Raw genomic sequence first — 16,884 nt, 5'->3', positions numbered from 1 at the left:
TTAAAATTAAGGAATAATATTGGGGTAGTGGTTGGGGTGCTGAATTGTTGTAAACAATTTAATTAACAATTTTTAAAGGCAAGAACAATTATAAAGTTCGTGCTAAAAATCTACAACAGTAAAAACGCTCATCTTCCAAATTCCTACTTCATTTCTCTTTCTATCTCATTTAATACCTCAATAATAATGCCACATCCTTTTGCGATTTCTTCGTTACTAATGGTTAGTGGTGGGGTTATTCGAACGGCGCAACCTTCGAAAAGAAGCCAGAATAAAATAACACCTCTTTTGTGACAGCGTAAAATGACTTCATTTGTAATTTCAGGCGAATCCGTCATCGCAGCTAGCATAAGACCTCGACCTCGAATTTCTTTAATTAAAGGGTGTACTAGTAACTTTTTGAAAAGTTGTTCTTTCGCTAATGCTTCTTGCATTAAATGGGTTTCGGTAACCTCTTGTAAGGTAGCCAAACTCGCTGCCGCTATGACAGGGTGTCCGCCAAAAGTGGTAATATGGCCTAATTTTGGATCGTGACTTAGTAAATCCATCATTTCTGCAGAAGCAGTGAAAGCACCAACAGGCATTCCACCACCCATTCCTTTACCCATTACTACAACATCTGGAATGACATCGTAGTTTTGAAATCCGAAAAGTTTTCCAGTTCGCCCAAATCCAGGTTGGATTTCATCTAATATCATGATGGCACCCACTTCATTACAACGTTGGCGTACTTTTTTAAGAAAATCATTTTGAGGCTCAATAAAACCCGCGCCACCTTGAATCGTTTCCAACAAAACTCCAGCTGTTTTAGGGGTAATTTTTTCTAAATCGGCCTCATTATTAAACGTAATAAAATCCACATCAGGAATTAAAGGACGAAAAATTTGTTTCCGTTCTTCAAATCCCATGACACTCATGCTTCCCATTGTATTTCCATGATAAGCATTGTGGCACGAAATTAATTGACTTCTCCCCGTAACTCTTCTGGCTAATTTCAAAGCACCTTCAATAGCTTCTGTTCCTGAATTTACCAAATATGTTTTCGTGAGAGGGTAGGGAAGATGTTGTGCTAATATTTTACACAATTCTGTTGCTGGATGTTGTGCATATTCGCCATACACCATGACATGTGAATAGGTGTCTAATTGTTTTTTGATGGCATCATTTACGCGTTGTGGTTGATGCCCTAAAGTGTTTGCTGAAACTCCGGCAACCATGTCCAAATAGGCATTGCCATCTGTATCATAAATATATGAACCCTCAGCATGGGAAATTTCCATAGCTAGAGGGTGAGGTGAAGTTTGTGCTTGGTATTTAAAAAAATCTTCAATCATGAATTGAACTTTATTTTTTTTGTAATGTGTTTTTCTTTGATACTATTTTTTTTTCCGATTTTTTCTTTTCGGGTTTGTCTTTTATATCGTAGTCTAAAGTCTCTTTTCTTACTTCCATAGGTTTTTCAGTTTCAATAGCTCGCTTTTTGGCTTCCAATTGAATTTTATCGTCTAAAGCAATTTCTTCATCAGGGAAAATAGCTTCTTTGCTTGTAATTCGTTCGTCACCACGCCAATTAAAACCCCTTAACTTTCTTGCATTTTCAGGAAATTCATTCTCGGGATAAATATTGCTTTCGGCATCTTTATAACCTGTAATTGTTTCAATTTTATTTTCGTTCATTTCCATGTTTATTCGACTACAAACCGATTTTCGAATACCTACAAACTCGTTGTTATCGTTATAGATGTAATATATGGATTCTGCGTTTTTAATAATGTCAACTTCTCTTAATTTATTATCCTCAAATCTTCCAAATAAATTTTGACCTTTCATTTGGTTAAATCCGTTCTTGCTTAAGCTGTCTTTTTGAATTAAAAAAGCATTGTTAATGACTTTTAAAGAATCCAATTGTTCTGTTTTGTTATTGCCTATTAAGTGCATGACGTCTCCTGTCATCTGATTGTCATTGTTCCAAAGAATTGGTTTTCCAATGAGTTGCGTTAACTCGTTTTTGGTACTAGAGTGAAGCGAGTCGCATTTTCCGCTCATATCTGTTTTATAAAAACGAACATTGTTAAATGCTCTGATTACTCGGTCTGTTGGAGGTCCTGAAACGATGATTTTTTTACCGTGCATGTACATGGTGTCTTTTTCAACTAGGGTTTTAACTAGCGCTTTTTTAGTTAAGACCATGGAGTCTTTTTTGGTTTCAAGATTTCGATAAAGCTCTGCAAAGTGTCCTGTGGCAATTACTTTATTAACCGTATCAGTGATTTTTACATTGTTAATTCCTCTTGAATAATTGTTATTTCGGTCATAAAACAAATCATCACCTTCTATAATCTTGTTGTCGTAGGTGATTTTAGAATTTTTGGTTAGTTTTCCAACATTATTTTTAGTATCGTAAAATCCATTTTCAGTATAAATTACGTTTTCTTTACTAGTAATAGTTGAAGGACCAAAAACATAAGCATGTCCTGAATTTTCGTAAAAATCTAAATTATTTGTTTTAATTGTGGATTGAGGATTGGTTACCGTAACTTCAGTTGTAAATTTATACTTCTTTTGATCAATGAAATACCTGCCTGATTTACTTTTTAATGTATTGTCTTTGTTTTGAATAGTTCCGAAGGAATTGTAAAAAGCTTCTTGATTTTTTTTATCAAAATAGATGGTGTCTGTCACTAAAGTTGATTCTGGAGAGCGTAATGAAACATCACCGGTAGCGAACGCAAATTCAATTTTTCCATTGTATTCTGCGTAGCGACTGTTCATAAAAATGGTGTCTCCTTGGTTTATTTGAACATTTCCAAAGGCTTTTATGTACTTTTCATCTTTAAAATGATAGGCTTTATTACAGTTTATTTTTACACCATTGTGTAATACACGAACATTCCCAGTAAACACGATAGCTCCAGGGATTTCATTTTGATTCATATCAATAAAATCTGAATTTTCAATGATGATTTCCTTGTTCTCTTGTGCATTACTGTAAGTTGCTAAAAAGAGTGTGAAAGTGATTAACGAAACTAATTTTTTCAAGACGAATTTATTTTGAGCCAAATTTAAGTAAAAACTGGAAAAGCCACTGATAATTAAGAATATTTTATCATTAAGAGAGATAAAAAAACGCTTTCTAAAAAAGCGTTTTTTTGTAATTATTTCATTATCGTTTGTTTTCTGTCTGGTCCAACTGAAATTACTTTGATTGGCACTTCCACTTCTTTTTCAATGAATTCGATGTATGTTTTTAATTCTTGAGGTAATTCATCATATGTTGTCATTCCTGTTAAATCTGCTTTCCAACCTTTCATTTCGGTAAAAATTGGTGTTACATTTTCAGGTTCAATATTGTATGGTAAATGTTGAATTGTTTGTCCTTTGTAATTGTAACCTGTACAAACTTGTAAGGTGTCAAATCCAGAAAGAACATCGCCTTTCATCATGTATAATTGGGTTACGCCATTTACTTGAACGGCATATTTTAAAGCGACTAAATCTAACCAGCCACAACGACGCGCGCGTCCTGTAACCGAACCAAATTCGTTTCCTACTTTTGCCATTGTTTGTCCAGCTTCTTTGAAATCTTCTGTTGGGAAAGGTCCGCTACCTACACGAGTTGTGTATGCTTTAAAAATTCCGAAAACGTCTTTAACTTTGTTTGGTGCAATTCCTAATCCTGTACAAGCTCCCGCTGCAGTTGTATTTGAAGAAGTAACATAAGGATAGGTTCCAAAATCAACATCTAATAAAGAACCTTGTGCTCCTTCTGCTAAGATTGATTTTCCTTCCTTTAAGGCTTTGTTTAAATATTCCTCACTGTCAATGAAAGTTAATTTTTTTAAGTCTTCTACTGCTGTAAAAAACTCGTCTTCCATTTCTTTTAAATTGTATTGTAATTCTACATCGTAGAAAGCAATCATAGCTTCGTGCTTGTCAGCTAAAGTTCTGTATCTTTCTTTGAAATCTTCTAATTCGATATCACCAACTCTTAATCCGTTTCTTCCAGTTTTGTCCATGTAAGTTGGTCCAATACCTTTCAAAGTAGAACCAATTTTAGCTTTTCCTTTTGATGCTTCAGACGCGGCATCTAACAAACGGTGTGTTGGTAAAATTAAGTGTGCTTTTCTAGAAATGAACAATTTAGCGGTAACATCCATATTGAATTTAGCTAAACCTTCAATTTCTTTTTGAAAAACTACTGGGTCGATTACCACTCCATTTCCAATAATATTAATTGCATTTTTATGGAAAATTCCCGATGGAATGGTTCTTAAAACGTGTTTTATTCCATCAAATTCTAAAGTATGTCCGGCATTTGGACCTCCCTGAAATCTTGCGATAATATCATATTTTGAGGTAAGAACGTCAACGATTTTTCCTTTTCCTTCGTCTCCCCATTGTAATCCAAGTAGTAAATCTACAGTCATTGTGTTGTGTTGTTTGTTGTTGTCGAGATGTTGCATTGCAGCATCTGCGCTTAATTAATTAAAATTCTATTGTTGTTTTTTTGTTCCATAGAAATAAAGCGAATGGTGTGAGATATCAATTCCAAACATTTCTTCCATGGTTTGTTTTATTAGCTGAATTCTTGGATCACAAAATTCGATAACCTCACCAGAGTCAGTTAAAATAATGTGATCGTGTTGTTTGTCGAAATACGATTTTTCGTAATGTGCCTGATTTTGCCCAAACTGATGACGACGCACCAAACCACATTCCAATAAAAGTTCGATTGTATTGTAAAGGGTTGCTCTACTTACGCGGTAGTTTTTATTTTTCATTTTGATATATAAAGATTCGATATCAAAATGTTCGTCAGTATTGTAAATTTCTTGAAGAATAGCATAGCGTTCAGGTGTTTTACGGTGTGCTTTTTCTTCTAGAAATTTAGTAAAAACGTTCTTTACAATTTCTTGATTTTTGTTTTCCATCATATTGATAAATGAAATATTGGCAAAGATAGTGAAAGTTAGAAGTTAGAAGTTAGGAGTTGGGAGTTTTTTTAAACAGAGTTATTAAGATAAACTTATTATAATCAGAAAATATATTCCAAAGAAAATTTTATCACTCCATCCAACCTTTCTATAGTCCCACATGTCAATATCAGATTTAGATGGTGAAACAAGTCCGATTTAAATTTTTCTCATTCAGAATAAACTAATTATTGTAAACCCTTGTCACCTTATCAATTCCATCCACTTTTTTGATGTTTTCGATCAGTTTTTTTAAGATCGTATTATTTTGAACTACTACAGCAACTTGTCCGTTGAATATTCCAGCCTCACTACTTAAGGAAATGCTTTGAATATTAACGTTCATTTGACTTGAAATTACTTTGGTAAGTTCATTAGTAAGTCCTAAAATATCCATTCCAGTAATTTTTAATACGGCCTTAAATTCTTCTTGTGACGAGTCTATCCATTTGGCAGGAATAATTCGGTATGCATAGTTGGATTGCATGCTAATAGCATTCGGACAATCTTTTCTATGTACTTTGATTCCGTCATTAATAGTAACAAAACCAAACACTTCATCTCCTGGAATTGGATTGCAACAGGTGGAAAGTTTGTAATCTAATTTGTCTTGTTCTGTACCAAAAACTAATAAATCATACTTTTTACTGATTTCATTTTTAAATACTTTTTCAGGTTGGTTCGTAGGCGAACGCTTCATCGTTTTCTTAAAGAAATTGACTAAAGTATTACTTTTTTGAGCAGCATATTCTTTTAGTTGTTGGTTTTCAATTGATCCAATACCGGCTCTGTAAAATAAATCTAAACTGGTTTGAAGTTTAAAGAAGTTGACAAGTTCATTGATAGTATTTTCGTTAAGTGTAATTTTTAAGTGGCGGAGTTTACGTTCTAACAGCTCTTTTCCTTCTTCGGCTATCTTCTTGGTGTTTTCGTTTAAAACATTTTTAATTTTATTTTTTGCTCTGGATGTTGTCACATAGTCCAACCATTGCGAAGTGGGTTTCTGATTTGCAGAAGTGATAATTTCAACTTGGTCGCCACTATTTAACACATGATTTAAGGGAACTAATTTTCCATTTACTCGTGTTCCTCTGGTTTTTACTCCTATCTCGGAGTGAATACTAAAAGCAAAATCAAGCGAAGTTGCCCCTTTAGGAAGGGATTTGATTTCGCCTTTTGGTGTAAAAACATAAATTTCCTTAGAATATAAATTCAGTTTAAAATCTTCGACAAAATCAACGGCATTGGCTGTTGAGTTTTCTAAGGCTTCTTTTAATTGGTTCAACCAAATTTCCAAGCCATGTTCTTCGGTAGCTCCATTTTTGTATTTATAGTGCGCCGCATAGCCTTTTTCTGCAATTTCGTCCATGCGTTCACTTCGGACTTGAATTTCTACCCAACGCCCTTTTGGTCCCATAACGGTTATGTGAAGTGCTTCATAACCTGTTGATTTTGGTGACGAAATCCAATCGCGCAACCTGCTTGGAGAAGGACGATAATGGTCAGTAACTACTGAATAAATTTTCCAGGCTATGAATTTTTCATCATGTTGGTTGGCTTTATAAATAATTCGAAGCGCAAACTTATCATATACTTCATCAAACGTCACGCCTTGAGCTTTCATTTTTCTACGAATCGAATAAATCGATTTTGGTCTTCCTTTAATAGTAAATTGAATGCCTTCTTCTATTAATGATTTGCTTAATACCCCAGAAATAGTTTTGATGTAAGCATCTTGTTCTTCCTTAGTTTCTTTAATCTTACTAACTATATCATCATAGACTTCGGGTTCGGTATATTTTAATCCTAAATCTTCTAATTGTGTTTTGATATTGTATAGTCCTAAACGGTGTGCAAGGGGGGCATAGATATACAACGTTTCTGATGCAATTTTGGCTTGTTTATAATCCACCATGCTTCCCATGGTTTGCATATTATGCAATCTGTCGGCTATTTTAATAAGAATTACGCGAACATCATCGTTTAGGGTTAATAACATTTTACGAAAATTCTCCGCTTGTACTGATATTTCTTGATCTGTTTTAACTTTAGCAATTTTAGTTAATCCTTCTACCAACTGAGCGATTTTAGGATTGAACATTTTTTCAATATCTTGAACGGTTATATCAGTATCTTCAACAACATCGTGCATTAAAGCTGCCGCAATTGAAGTCGCTCCCAAACCAATGTCACGTGCTACAATTTTTGCCACTGCGATAGGATGGAAAATATAGGCTTCCCCAGATTTTCTGCGCTGATCTTTGTGGGCGTCAACAGCTACATCAAATGCTTTACGGATGATTTTTTTGTCTTCATCAGAAAGGGTTTGATAACTGATGCGAAGTAATTCTTTATATTCTTGCGCGATGGCTTTGTTTTCGGCTTCTAATTCTAACTCTGTCATACATTTTCTTTAACCACTTAAAAGTAAGCTAATTTTTCGAATTGTGCAAGAGAGAAATTAGCGAAAAATATAAACAAACTCTTGAAGTAAATTTTTATTCTAAAGCTTGAGGATAGCTATTGAAATTGTCTTTGTCTTTTCGCTTCAAATAATAAAATTGCTGCTGCTACGGAAACATTCATTGAATCGATTTCGCCTTGCATTGGGATGATGATATTTTTGGTGCTTTGGGTTCTCCATTTTTCAGATAAACCCGTGGCTTCTGTACCCACGACTAATGCGGTTGGTGTAGTGTAGTTCTGCGTGTGATATTCAGTAGAATCTTGTAATGTGGCTGAATAGATGTTGATATTATTGCCTTTCAAATATGCAATAACTTCGTCCGTAGTTCCAACAGCAATTTGTCTTGTAAATAAGCAACCTACACTAGAGCGAACAATATTGGGATTGTATAAATCGCTTTTTGGATTTGCAATAATCACGGCGTCAATGTTAGCAGCATCAGCAGTCCTTAAAATAGCTCCCACGTTTCCGGGTTTTTCTAATGATTCTCCAACCAAAATTAATGGGTTTTCAGAAAGTTTTAAATCGGATAAAGATAAGGATTTGGTTTTTGCTATGGCTAAAACTCCTTCAGTTGTATCCCGATACGCTAATTTTTGATAGATTTCTTTTGAAATTTCGATAAGTTCAACTACACTAGATTTAATGAGATTTTTTATTTCTGTTTCAGAAATAATTTCAGATAAAAATAAAATCGTTTCTAATTCATAGTCACCTTTTAGTGCTAATTCAATTTCTCTTTGTCCTTCAATTAAAAAAGTGCCTGTTTGTTTTCTAACTTTAGCTTTTTCCTGTAATTGAACTAATGATTTGATAAACGGATTTTGAACCGAGGAGATTTGTTTCATATTCTAAGACACAGGTTTAGCCACTAAGGCACTAAGACACAAAGTTTTTGCAAAGATATTGTTTTGTTGTCTATTTTCAACAAATAAAAAAGCCACAAAGTTTTAATTTCTTTGTGGCTTTGAGTCTTTGTGGCTATAAATTATTTTTTTTGTTGTTCGAATTTTCCTTTATATCGTTTGTACAATTCGGTATGATGGCTTTCCAAACTAATTTGTCTTCCATCAATAAACGCGAATGAGATAATATTGGTTTTCATGTCTAAAGCATCGCCTTCAGAAATGAATAATGTGGCGCTTTTTCCAGATTCTAAGGTTCCATACTGGTTGTCAATTCCTAAAATTTTAGCAGAATTTCCAGAAATTAATTGCAAAGCCTGTTCTTTGGTTAATCCCCAGGCAGCACAAGTTCCAGCATAAAAGGGAAGATTTCTAGTTTGCATACGTTCCATATCACCAGCATTTTGTAAACCAACTAAAACACCTGCATCTACTAATAATTTGGCATTTTTATAAGGCAAATTCACGTCTTCATCTTCTAATAATGGTAAGCTGTGTACACGATTTAACAAAACGGCTACTTCGTTTTCCTTTAATAAATTCGCCACTTTGAAGGCATAATATCCCCCTACAATTACCATTTTTTTGATGTTGTTTTTCTTTTTAAATAAAACGGCATCGATAATTTCTTTTTCGCCATTTGCATTCACATACAAAGCTTTTTCACCTGTTTGTAAACCTTTCATTGCTTCAAAAGGGATGTCTTTTTTCGAATTATTACTACCTAAATAAGCAAATGCGTTATCAAAATACTCCTGAATCGCTTTCACTTGAGGCTCATAATTTTTGTTTAATTCAATTCCTCCTGGTTCTGCCCACCAACCTGCCCTTGAGTAGCTTCTTGGCCAGTTTAAGTGAATACCGTCATTTGTTTTGATAGTTGCATCTTCCCAGTTCCAAGCATCCAACTGAACAACAGATGAAGTTCCTGAAATCCTGCCTCCTCTAGGTGTTATTTGAGCTAATAAAACGCCATTTGGACGCGTAGTTTCAACCAATTTAGATTCTGCATTATAAGCAATAATGCTTCTTACGTGAGGGTTGAATTCTCCAATTTCGCTTTCATCATCAGAAGCTCGAACAGCATCAATTTCTACTAAACCAAGAGTTGAATTTGGTGCAATAAACCCAGGATAAACATGTTTTCCGTAAGCTTCAATTGTAATATCATGTTTGGCTGGTCTCATTACAGTTGCATCCCCAATGGCTGCAATTTTTCCATCTATAATTGAAATTAAACTGTTTTCAATTACTTGTCCGTTCCCTAAATGCGCTTTGGCACCTAAGATTAAAATTGATTTGCTTTGTTTTGGCGCTGGCGTTTGTTGGGCAAACCCAAACAAAGAAATAAATAAAAGAACTATATATTTTCTCATAATTAATTGTATTTGTAGTGCGACTCTTTACAATTTTCACCTAAAGTATCACAGTGGTAATGACCGTTTTCTTTTTTCTTTGGCAATTGTGTTTTCAATCCTTTGTTTTTAGCATCTAACATTAAATTGATCAACGCTGCACGTTCTTTTTGAATATTTGCTAAAGTCTCCGTTTCTTTTTCTAATTCATAGAAAATAATTCCATCCACTAATGTTTTTTCTGCTCTTGTGTAGATTGATAATGGGCTGTCAGACCAAAGTACCACATCGGCATCTTTTCCTTCTTTGATACTTCCTACTTTGTTATCTATTTGAAGGATTTTAGCTGGATTTAAGGTTACAAAATTCCAAGCTTCTTCTTCGGTTACGTTTCCATATTTAACCGTTTTAGCTGCTTCTTGATTCAAACGTCTTGACATTTCTGCATCATCAGAATTTATAGAAACCTTAACCCCTTCGTTCATCATTATAGCGGCATTATAAGGAATAGCATCATTTACTTCATATTTATAAGACCACCAATCGGCAAATGTTGAACCGGCAACCCCATGAGCCGACATTTTATCTGCTAATTTGTATCCTTCTAAAATATGTGTAAACGTTTGAATTTTGAAATTATAACGTTCTGCTAATTTGATAAGCATGTTGATTTCTGATTGTACATAAGAGTGACAAGTGATGAAACGTTTTTTTGCTAAAATCTCGCCCAAAACTTCCATTTCTACATCAAATCTTGGCATAATTTTATTTTTTCCTTTGCCTGATTTGTATGCATCCCATTCGTTTTTGTATTCAATGGCTCTTGTGAAATAATCTTCATAGACTTGCTCAACTCCCATTCGCGATTGAGGGAAACGGTTGCGAGCAAAATCGCCCCAATTAGACTGTTTTACGTTTTCACCTAATGCGAATTTGATGTATTTTGGAGCATCTTTTACTAACATTTCATCTGGAGAATACCCCCATTTTAATTTGATAAACGCGGCACGACCTCCAATCGGATTGGCAGAACCATGCAATAAATTGGCCGAAGTAACCCCCCCAGCTAAATTTCTGTAAATATTAATATCGTCTGAATTTACGACATCTTCGATTGTAACTTCAGCTGATGAATTTTGACCTCCTTCATTTACTCCATTTGAAATAGCAATGTGTGAGTGTTCGTCTATAATTCCAGCGGTTAAATGTTTTCCTGTTCCATCAACAACTTTTGCCCCATTAGAAGGTAGGTTTTTGCCAATTTTTACAATTTTACCGTTCTGAATTAGTACGTCGGTTTCTTTTAAAATTCCTTCTTTTTCACCTGTCCAAACCGTTGTGTTTTTGAATAGAATGGTTTCTTGTTTAGGTTTTTCCGGAGTTCCAAAGGATACATTTGGATATGTTACCGCATACATTGAAGGAATTTTTGGTTCGTCTTTCTTAGTGTCCTTCTTTTTGTCTTCTTTATTTTCATTTGCTCTTTTTGTTGCGGTCCAAGTAGTTTCTTTTCCGTTCTCTAAAACAGCTTTTCCTTGCATCATGTCTTTTACGAATGTTCCAGAAAGTCTTACGAAATTCGCTTTTGTAGTGTCTTGATTTTTGATTACCAAATTCACCCAAGGATCATTAAATTGGATTTTTGTTCCAAAGTTGATGCTGTCTTTTATCGCTTTTGCTTCGAATTTTGAAGTTTCGCCTTCGATCTTTAATTCGAATTTATGATTGTCAAAAACTAAATCGTAAGTTCCTCTAATATCTGTAGGATTGATTTTGTCAATTATATTTCGATTCCCTTGTACCCAATTTTCTAAAATTTTACTTTTTTCTTCAAAAATATCATCAGATACAATAATAAAGTTCGCTAATTTTCCTTTTGAAATGGATCCTACTTTATCAAATTGATTTACCAATTTAGCAGGGATTTCAGTTAAAGCTAATAAAGCTTTATCTTTTGGTAAACCATATGAAACAGCTTTCTTTAAGTTAGATAAAAATGATTTAGGGTCTTTTAAATCAACAGTCGAAAGCACAAAAGGAACATTGTTTTCAGCTAATATTTTTAAGTTAAATGGAGCTTGATTCCAAAACTTCATATCACTCAAGCTTACTTGTTGCGCTAAATAAGGGTCCGAAACATCGTATGCATCTGGAAAATTAAGAGGAATGATAAAAGTAGCACCTGTTTTTTTGATTTCATCGATACGTTCAAATTCATTTCCACTTCCTTTTATAAGGTAATTTACGCCGAACTCGTCACCTAATTTATCGGCTCTTAACGCATTTAATTTGTCTCCAGCGTTAAATATTTGAAGTAAAGTTTTGTTTGTGTTGAAGGCTTCTAAAGATAAATCTTTATTAGTTGCATTTCCTTGCGCATACCATTTCGAATCATGGAAAACCTGACGAATTAGCGCCATACTTCCCATCATAGATGATGGATAGCTTTGTTTTGAAAATTTACTCTTACTAAAAGAGAAATGTTGCGACACTTTTTCTTTTAACATTCTATCAGCATTTGTTCCAAAGTCATTTAGTGTCCATAATAATCCAGTACCAGCTATTACTCCGTCATTGTGATGGCTAAGAATTGTTCCAAACCCAGCTTCTCTTAAACTTCCTGCTGCTTTTGCGTCGTAGTTTAGATTTTCATAAGCATTGTATTCAGGTTTGATATGGTCATTCCAATAATATCCTTCACGATTGGTATCGTATTGTGGTGTGAAATTACCATTAGGTCTTGGGGTAGGTTTGCTGATTCCGAACTCACTATACAATTCAATAAAAGAAGGATAGATTGTTTTTCCTGAGCCATCAATAATTGTAGCATTTTTAGGGATTGAAACGTTTGTTCCTACTTCTACAATTTTGTTTTCTTTAATTAGCAATGTTGCTTTTTCAATTTTTTGTGTTGCCGAAACATACACGGTGGCATTAGTAATCGCTACAAAATTTTTGAAGCTTTGTTTTACGCCATCATTTTTTGGAAAATATTCTTGCGCTTGACTAGTAGCTGTTAGCAAGAATAGTAACAATAACGATAAGTATCTCATGTTTTTTTTGGTTTAGTAATGGCTAAAGATAAAAATTATCTTCGATTTTAATATTGTAGGAATCGTATTTAAGAAATTTTAACTTTTGTTAAGCACTATTTATCGATTTATATACAAATAACCTGTTAATGGTTCAGGATAATTTGTGTCATTTAGATATAGTATGTAATAGTAAGTGCCTGAGGGTGCTAAGGTACTTCCTACGCCGTCTTCAACATAGCCATCCCAGTCTGGTTTATTGTTGTTTCCAGTCCATAGGAGTTTGCCCCAACGGTTGTAAATTAATAATTCAAAATTTGTGAAAATGTCGCGAAGGCCCTCGATAAAAAAAGTATCATTTGAAAAATCATTATTTGGAGAAACGGCGTTGTAAACCGTAGGGGGACAATTCTCGGTCAACAATAAAAATGAAGTAACAGAAAAACATCCGTTATCGATTCGTACGAAAATTTCTTTTGGAGTTGTTACTGCATCGTAGTTTGAAATGTTTGTAATTGGACTTGTGTTTTGTACGGCGTCTTCAAAGCTTTCATGAAACGAAACAACATGATTCGGATCTGTTTTAACAGCTTCTGAATAATTTGAAAAATCAAAAAGACCTCGAGTTAATCCGAGGTTACACGTAGTTAAAGAATTTAAGTTGTTGAAAATTGGATTTACAATCAACTCGATTTCAATTTGAAAAGAATTGTTATTCTCAATTAATTCGGGGATTATTCCAGTTCCATTATCGATGTCATCAACATTTGCAATAAGTGTAAAATTTAACGGAATTGTTGATGGAATGGATAGTGTTATAGTTCCATTTTCAAACCCACCTATTGGAATTTCATTTTGAGTGTAGATAGTAGTAATTACTTGGTTTTCTGCATAAAAAGTAATAGGAGTGTTGGTTTGAAGAACTTCGGTACTATTTAAATTTGAAACGGTAAAATTAATTGTGACTTCTCTTGAATTACAACTGGAAATAGGGGTGTCTAGTAGAATGGTTGCGTCCGGTAATTGACTGTTCAGTTTTGTGACAACAGTGTTTAACATAACATAATCTTGACCTGATTGCAGCGATACTGTTGCGGCAGTAGTACCGGGCACTATATAATTTTCAATTGAATAAACATCTAAATCCATATTGAATAGATTAGTAGCGTTTGTTTCTGTGTGGGTTCCATTAAAAGCGTTGTTGCCTGGATTTAAAGGATTGCTTAAAATTGTTGTTGTTCCATTAGCAGAAAAACTAAGGCGTTCACTTTCCTGTATTAATCGATCTCCTTCCCAAGCAATGAATCCAATTTTTGCTCCTGTATTGCTGATTAAATATAAATTATCCAATTGAATTTCCATATTGTCTATTATAGCAGGAATTACAAAAGGATTTGGTGACAGCGCTTCTAAGCCTTGATAAATATTGATTTGATTTAAAGTTAAATTTGGGTTTTCATAGACAATCAATATTGCCCAACCTGCAAATTGTGTTGCGTTAGTGGCATAAGTTGCCACTAAGTTATTAATATCAAAATCTGAAAGGGTATAGGTTCCATTCCCAATAGACTGTACTAAAAGTGTTATGTCTTTAAATGCACTAAAGTAGGTGAAGTTGCTAAAAGAACCGGTAACATTACTTAATTGATCGGGTGTGATATCAAATCCATTTAATTTTACATTCGCATCACCTGATCCACTACCTGCCCAATATAAATAAGCTCTTTCAATCCTGTCATCGCTGCTAAGATTCAGCGTTGCAGATGATGATGTTAATAAAAAAGAAGGTGTCGAATTGTTGTTTTCGGAAGGATTTAAGGTGTTTCCTATGAAGGTAAAATCATACCTGCCGTTGATCTGCGTAAACAAAGAAATATCCTGCGCATTAATAACGCTTGGAATTAGAATTTGGACCAAAAATAAAAAGTAGCCTACCTTTTTTAACATATTGGTTTAGTGATATCAACGGTTCTAATGTACTATTTTTTTTTAAAAAAAGTAGGATTTAAATCCTAACAATAAAAAAATTAGTAAATTTCCACTTTATATTTAAAAGTTGAAACAATATCACATACAGAAGTATAAATCAGAAAATTATGATGTTTGGAACGAATTTGTAGCACAAGCCAAAAATGCTACTTTTTTGTTTCACCGCGATTTTATGGAATACCATCAAGATCGATTTGAGGATTATTCTTTGTTAGTTTTTGATGAAAATCATAAATTACAAGCATTAGTTCCAGCTAATATTTCTAACCAACACGTTTTTTCGCATCAAGGCTTAACTTATGGAGGTATTCTTATTAATCAGAAAACACGCCTTTCCGATTTTATTTTAATTGCCAAAGAAGTTTTTGAATATTGGAATCAAAAAGGGGTTCAAAAAGCAACTTTTAAAGAAATACCAACAATTTATCACCAGATTCCCTCAAACGAGTTTCAATATCTGGTATTTTTAATGCAAGGAAAGCTGGTTAGAAGAGATGTTTTGTCTGTGCTTGATTTAAAAGCCAAATTTACGTATTCTCGTGATAGAAAAAATGGCATTAAACGTGGAATTAAAAATGATTTAATTGTCAAAGAAGAAGCTAATTTCGAACTTTTTTGGAGCGAAATCTTAATTCCCAATTTAGTCGATAAATATCAAGTAAAACCAGTGCATTCATTGGAAGAGATTCAACATTTGCATAATAGATTTCCAAAGAATATTCGACAATTTAATGTTTACCAAAACGATAAAATTGTTGCTGGAACTACTGTTTTTGAAAGTAATTTTGTAGCACACTCACAATATATTTCGGCTAATACTAAAAAAAATGAATTGGGTAGTTTAGACTTTTTACATGATTATTTAATTTCAAATGTTTTTAAAGATAAAGACTATTTTGATTTTGGAATTTCAAATGAAAGCGAGGGACGAAATATAAATGAAGGTTTATTGTATTGGAAGGAAAGTTTTGGAGCACGTTCTATTACACAAGATTTTTATGAAATTGAAATTAAAAATTACAAATTGTTGGATAAGGTTTTACTATGATACACTTCTTAAATTTAAAAAAGTTGAACCAACCTTTTGAAGCTGCTTTTCAGAATAAAATGAAGCAATTCTTAGAAGGTGGGTGGTATATTTTAGGTAACGAAGTAAAACAATTTGAAACCGATTTTGCTACTTATTGCGGTGCAAAACATTGTATTGGAGTAGGAAATGGTTTGGATGCTTTAGTGCTAATTTTTAAAGCTTATATTCATTTAGGAAAGCTTCAAAAAGGCGATGAAGTAATCGTTCCAGCAAATACCTATATCGCAAGTATTTTAGCAGTTTTACAAGCCGATTTAGTTCCTGTTTTAATAGAGCCGAGATTAGAAACTTATAATATCAATCCAGAAGAAATTGAAGCTAAAATAACGTCAAACATCAAAGCTATTTTACCAGTTCATTTATACGGGCAATTGTGCGAAATGAAAGCAATACATAATATCGCTCAAAAGCATAATTTATTGGTTATCGAAGATGCAGCGCAAGCACATGGTAGTAAGTTGGAAGCTGGAAGTTGGAAGCTTGATGAAGCAAGAGCAGGAAATTTAAGTCATGCTGCGGCCTTTAGCTTTTATCCTGGAAAAAATCTTGGTGCTTTAGGCGATGGAGGTGCTATTACTACTAATGATGATGAACTAGCTGAAGTACTATTTTCAATTCGAAATTATGGTTCAAAAGTAAAATATGAAAACGAAATTATGGGTGTGAATTCTAGATTAGATGAATTACAAGCGGCTTTTTTAAACATTAAATTAAAACAATTAGATTCGGAAAACGAGTCTAGAAGAAGCATAGCGAGACGCTATCTGTCTGAAATTAAAAATAATAAAGTAATATTACCAACATGGGATTTGTCTCAAAATCACGTGTTTCATTTGTTTGTGATTCGAACTTCAAACCGATTAGATTTACAAAAATATCTAAAGGAGAATGGAATTGATACCATGATTCATTATCCCATTCCACCACATAAACAAAAGGCCTTAACGAATTGGAATCTGTCATCATTCCCAATCACAGAGAAAATTCACGATGAGGTTTTGAGTATTCCATTGAATTCGGGTTTGAAAGCTTCCGAAATCCAACATATTATAACCGTTTTAAATCACTATTGA

General features: G+C 33.7%; 11 protein-coding genes. 2 read left to right on the top strand and 9 right to left on the bottom strand.

All coding sequences use genetic code 11. The features are described 5' to 3' along the window. Positions 1–143: 143 nt before the first annotated feature. From BUE95_RS07205 to BUE95_RS07165, 9 genes are all read right to left on the bottom strand, one after another. Positions 144–1,334 (bottom strand): aspartate aminotransferase family protein, encoded by a 1,191-nt coding sequence (locus BUE95_RS07205; RefSeq protein ID WP_073582936.1) that lies wholly within the window; start codon positions 1,332–1,334, stop codon positions 144–146. A gap of 10 nt (positions 1,335–1,344) precedes the next feature. After that, positions 1,345–3,039, bottom strand: a complete 1,695-nt coding sequence (locus BUE95_RS07200; RefSeq protein WP_073583515.1) for an OstA-like protein — start codon at positions 3,037–3,039, stop codon at positions 1,345–1,347. A gap of 116 nt (positions 3,040–3,155) precedes the next feature. Beyond that, positions 3,156–4,427, bottom strand: coding sequence for an adenylosuccinate synthase (locus BUE95_RS07195; protein WP_073583514.1), 1,272 nt, complete (start codon positions 4,425–4,427; stop codon positions 3,156–3,158). Between the two features lie 66 nt (positions 4,428–4,493). Beyond that, positions 4,494–4,934, bottom strand: a complete 441-nt coding sequence (locus tag BUE95_RS07190; RefSeq protein WP_073582934.1) for a Fur family transcriptional regulator — start codon at positions 4,932–4,934, stop codon at positions 4,494–4,496. Between the two features lie 223 nt (positions 4,935–5,157). Next, the gene (locus tag BUE95_RS07185) at positions 5,158–7,377 is read right to left on the bottom strand and encodes a RelA/SpoT family protein (RefSeq protein WP_073582932.1); all 2,220 of its coding nucleotides are present in this window, start codon (positions 7,375–7,377) and stop codon (positions 5,158–5,160) included. Between the two features lie 116 nt (positions 7,378–7,493). After that, complete coding sequence (locus BUE95_RS07180; protein WP_073582930.1) at positions 7,494–8,288, bottom strand: TrmH family RNA methyltransferase; 795 nt, start codon at positions 8,286–8,288, stop codon at positions 7,494–7,496. Positions 8,289–8,428: 140 nt separating this feature from the next. Next, complete coding sequence (locus BUE95_RS07175; protein WP_073582928.1) at positions 8,429–9,721, bottom strand: amidohydrolase family protein; 1,293 nt, start codon at positions 9,719–9,721, stop codon at positions 8,429–8,431. Between the two features lie 2 nt (positions 9,722–9,723). Next, positions 9,724–12,753 carry an amidohydrolase family protein gene (locus tag BUE95_RS07170; protein WP_073582926.1) on the bottom strand — a complete coding sequence of 1,010 codons (3,030 nt, stop codon included), beginning with the start codon at positions 12,751–12,753 and terminating at the stop codon, positions 9,724–9,726. Positions 12,754–12,852: 99 nt separating this feature from the next. After that, positions 12,853–14,679 (bottom strand): T9SS type B sorting domain-containing protein, encoded by a 1,827-nt coding sequence (locus tag BUE95_RS07165; protein ID WP_073582924.1) that lies wholly within the window; start codon positions 14,677–14,679, stop codon positions 12,853–12,855. A 109-nt stretch (positions 14,680–14,788) separates the two neighbouring features. On the opposite strand from BUE95_RS07165, the gene BUE95_RS07160 reads away from it, so the two are divergent. Together BUE95_RS07160 and BUE95_RS07155 are read left to right on the top strand one after the other, a co-directional pair. Beyond that, complete coding sequence (locus BUE95_RS07160) at positions 14,789–15,769, top strand: GNAT family N-acetyltransferase (RefSeq protein ID WP_073582922.1); 981 nt, start codon at positions 14,789–14,791, stop codon at positions 15,767–15,769. Further along, positions 15,766–16,884: a DegT/DnrJ/EryC1/StrS family aminotransferase gene (locus BUE95_RS07155; RefSeq protein WP_073582920.1), complete on the top strand. Its 1,119-nt coding sequence runs from the start codon at positions 15,766–15,768 to the stop codon at positions 16,882–16,884. The genes BUE95_RS07160 and BUE95_RS07155 overlap by 4 nt, the downstream gene beginning before the upstream one ends.

The organism is Flavobacterium cucumis, assembly GCF_900148835.1.
Classification (GTDB): domain Bacteria; phylum Bacteroidota; class Bacteroidia; order Flavobacteriales; family Flavobacteriaceae; genus Flavobacterium; species Flavobacterium cucumis.
This window is presented reverse-complemented; position numbering and strand designations above follow the sequence as displayed.

Bases quoted from the DNA above. Each gene is read 5' to 3' on its own strand.
- BUE95_RS07180 (WP_073582930.1), bottom strand. From the start codon at position 8,288: ATGAAACAAATCTCCTCGGTTCAAAATCCGTTTATCAAATCATTAGTT.
- BUE95_RS07155 (WP_073582920.1), top strand. From the start codon at position 15,766: ATGATACACTTCTTAAATTTAAAAAAGTTGAACCAACCTTTTGAAGCT.
- BUE95_RS07175 (WP_073582928.1), bottom strand. From the start codon at position 9,721: ATGAGAAAATATATAGTTCTTTTATTTATTTCTTTGTTTGGGTTTGCC.
- BUE95_RS07165 (WP_073582924.1), bottom strand. From the start codon at position 14,679: ATGTTAAAAAAGGTAGGCTACTTTTTATTTTTGGTCCAAATTCTAATT.
- BUE95_RS07190 (WP_073582934.1), bottom strand. From the start codon at position 4,934: ATGATGGAAAACAAAAATCAAGAAATTGTAAAGAACGTTTTTACTAAA.
- BUE95_RS07170 (WP_073582926.1), bottom strand. From the start codon at position 12,753: ATGAGATACTTATCGTTATTGTTACTATTCTTGCTAACAGCTACTAGT.
- BUE95_RS07185 (WP_073582932.1), bottom strand. From the start codon at position 7,377: ATGACAGAGTTAGAATTAGAAGCCGAAAACAAAGCCATCGCGCAAGAA.
- BUE95_RS07195 (WP_073583514.1), bottom strand. From the start codon at position 4,427: ATGACTGTAGATTTACTACTTGGATTACAATGGGGAGACGAAGGAAAA.
- BUE95_RS07205 (WP_073582936.1), bottom strand. From the start codon at position 1,334: ATGATTGAAGATTTTTTTAAATACCAAGCACAAACTTCACCTCACCCT.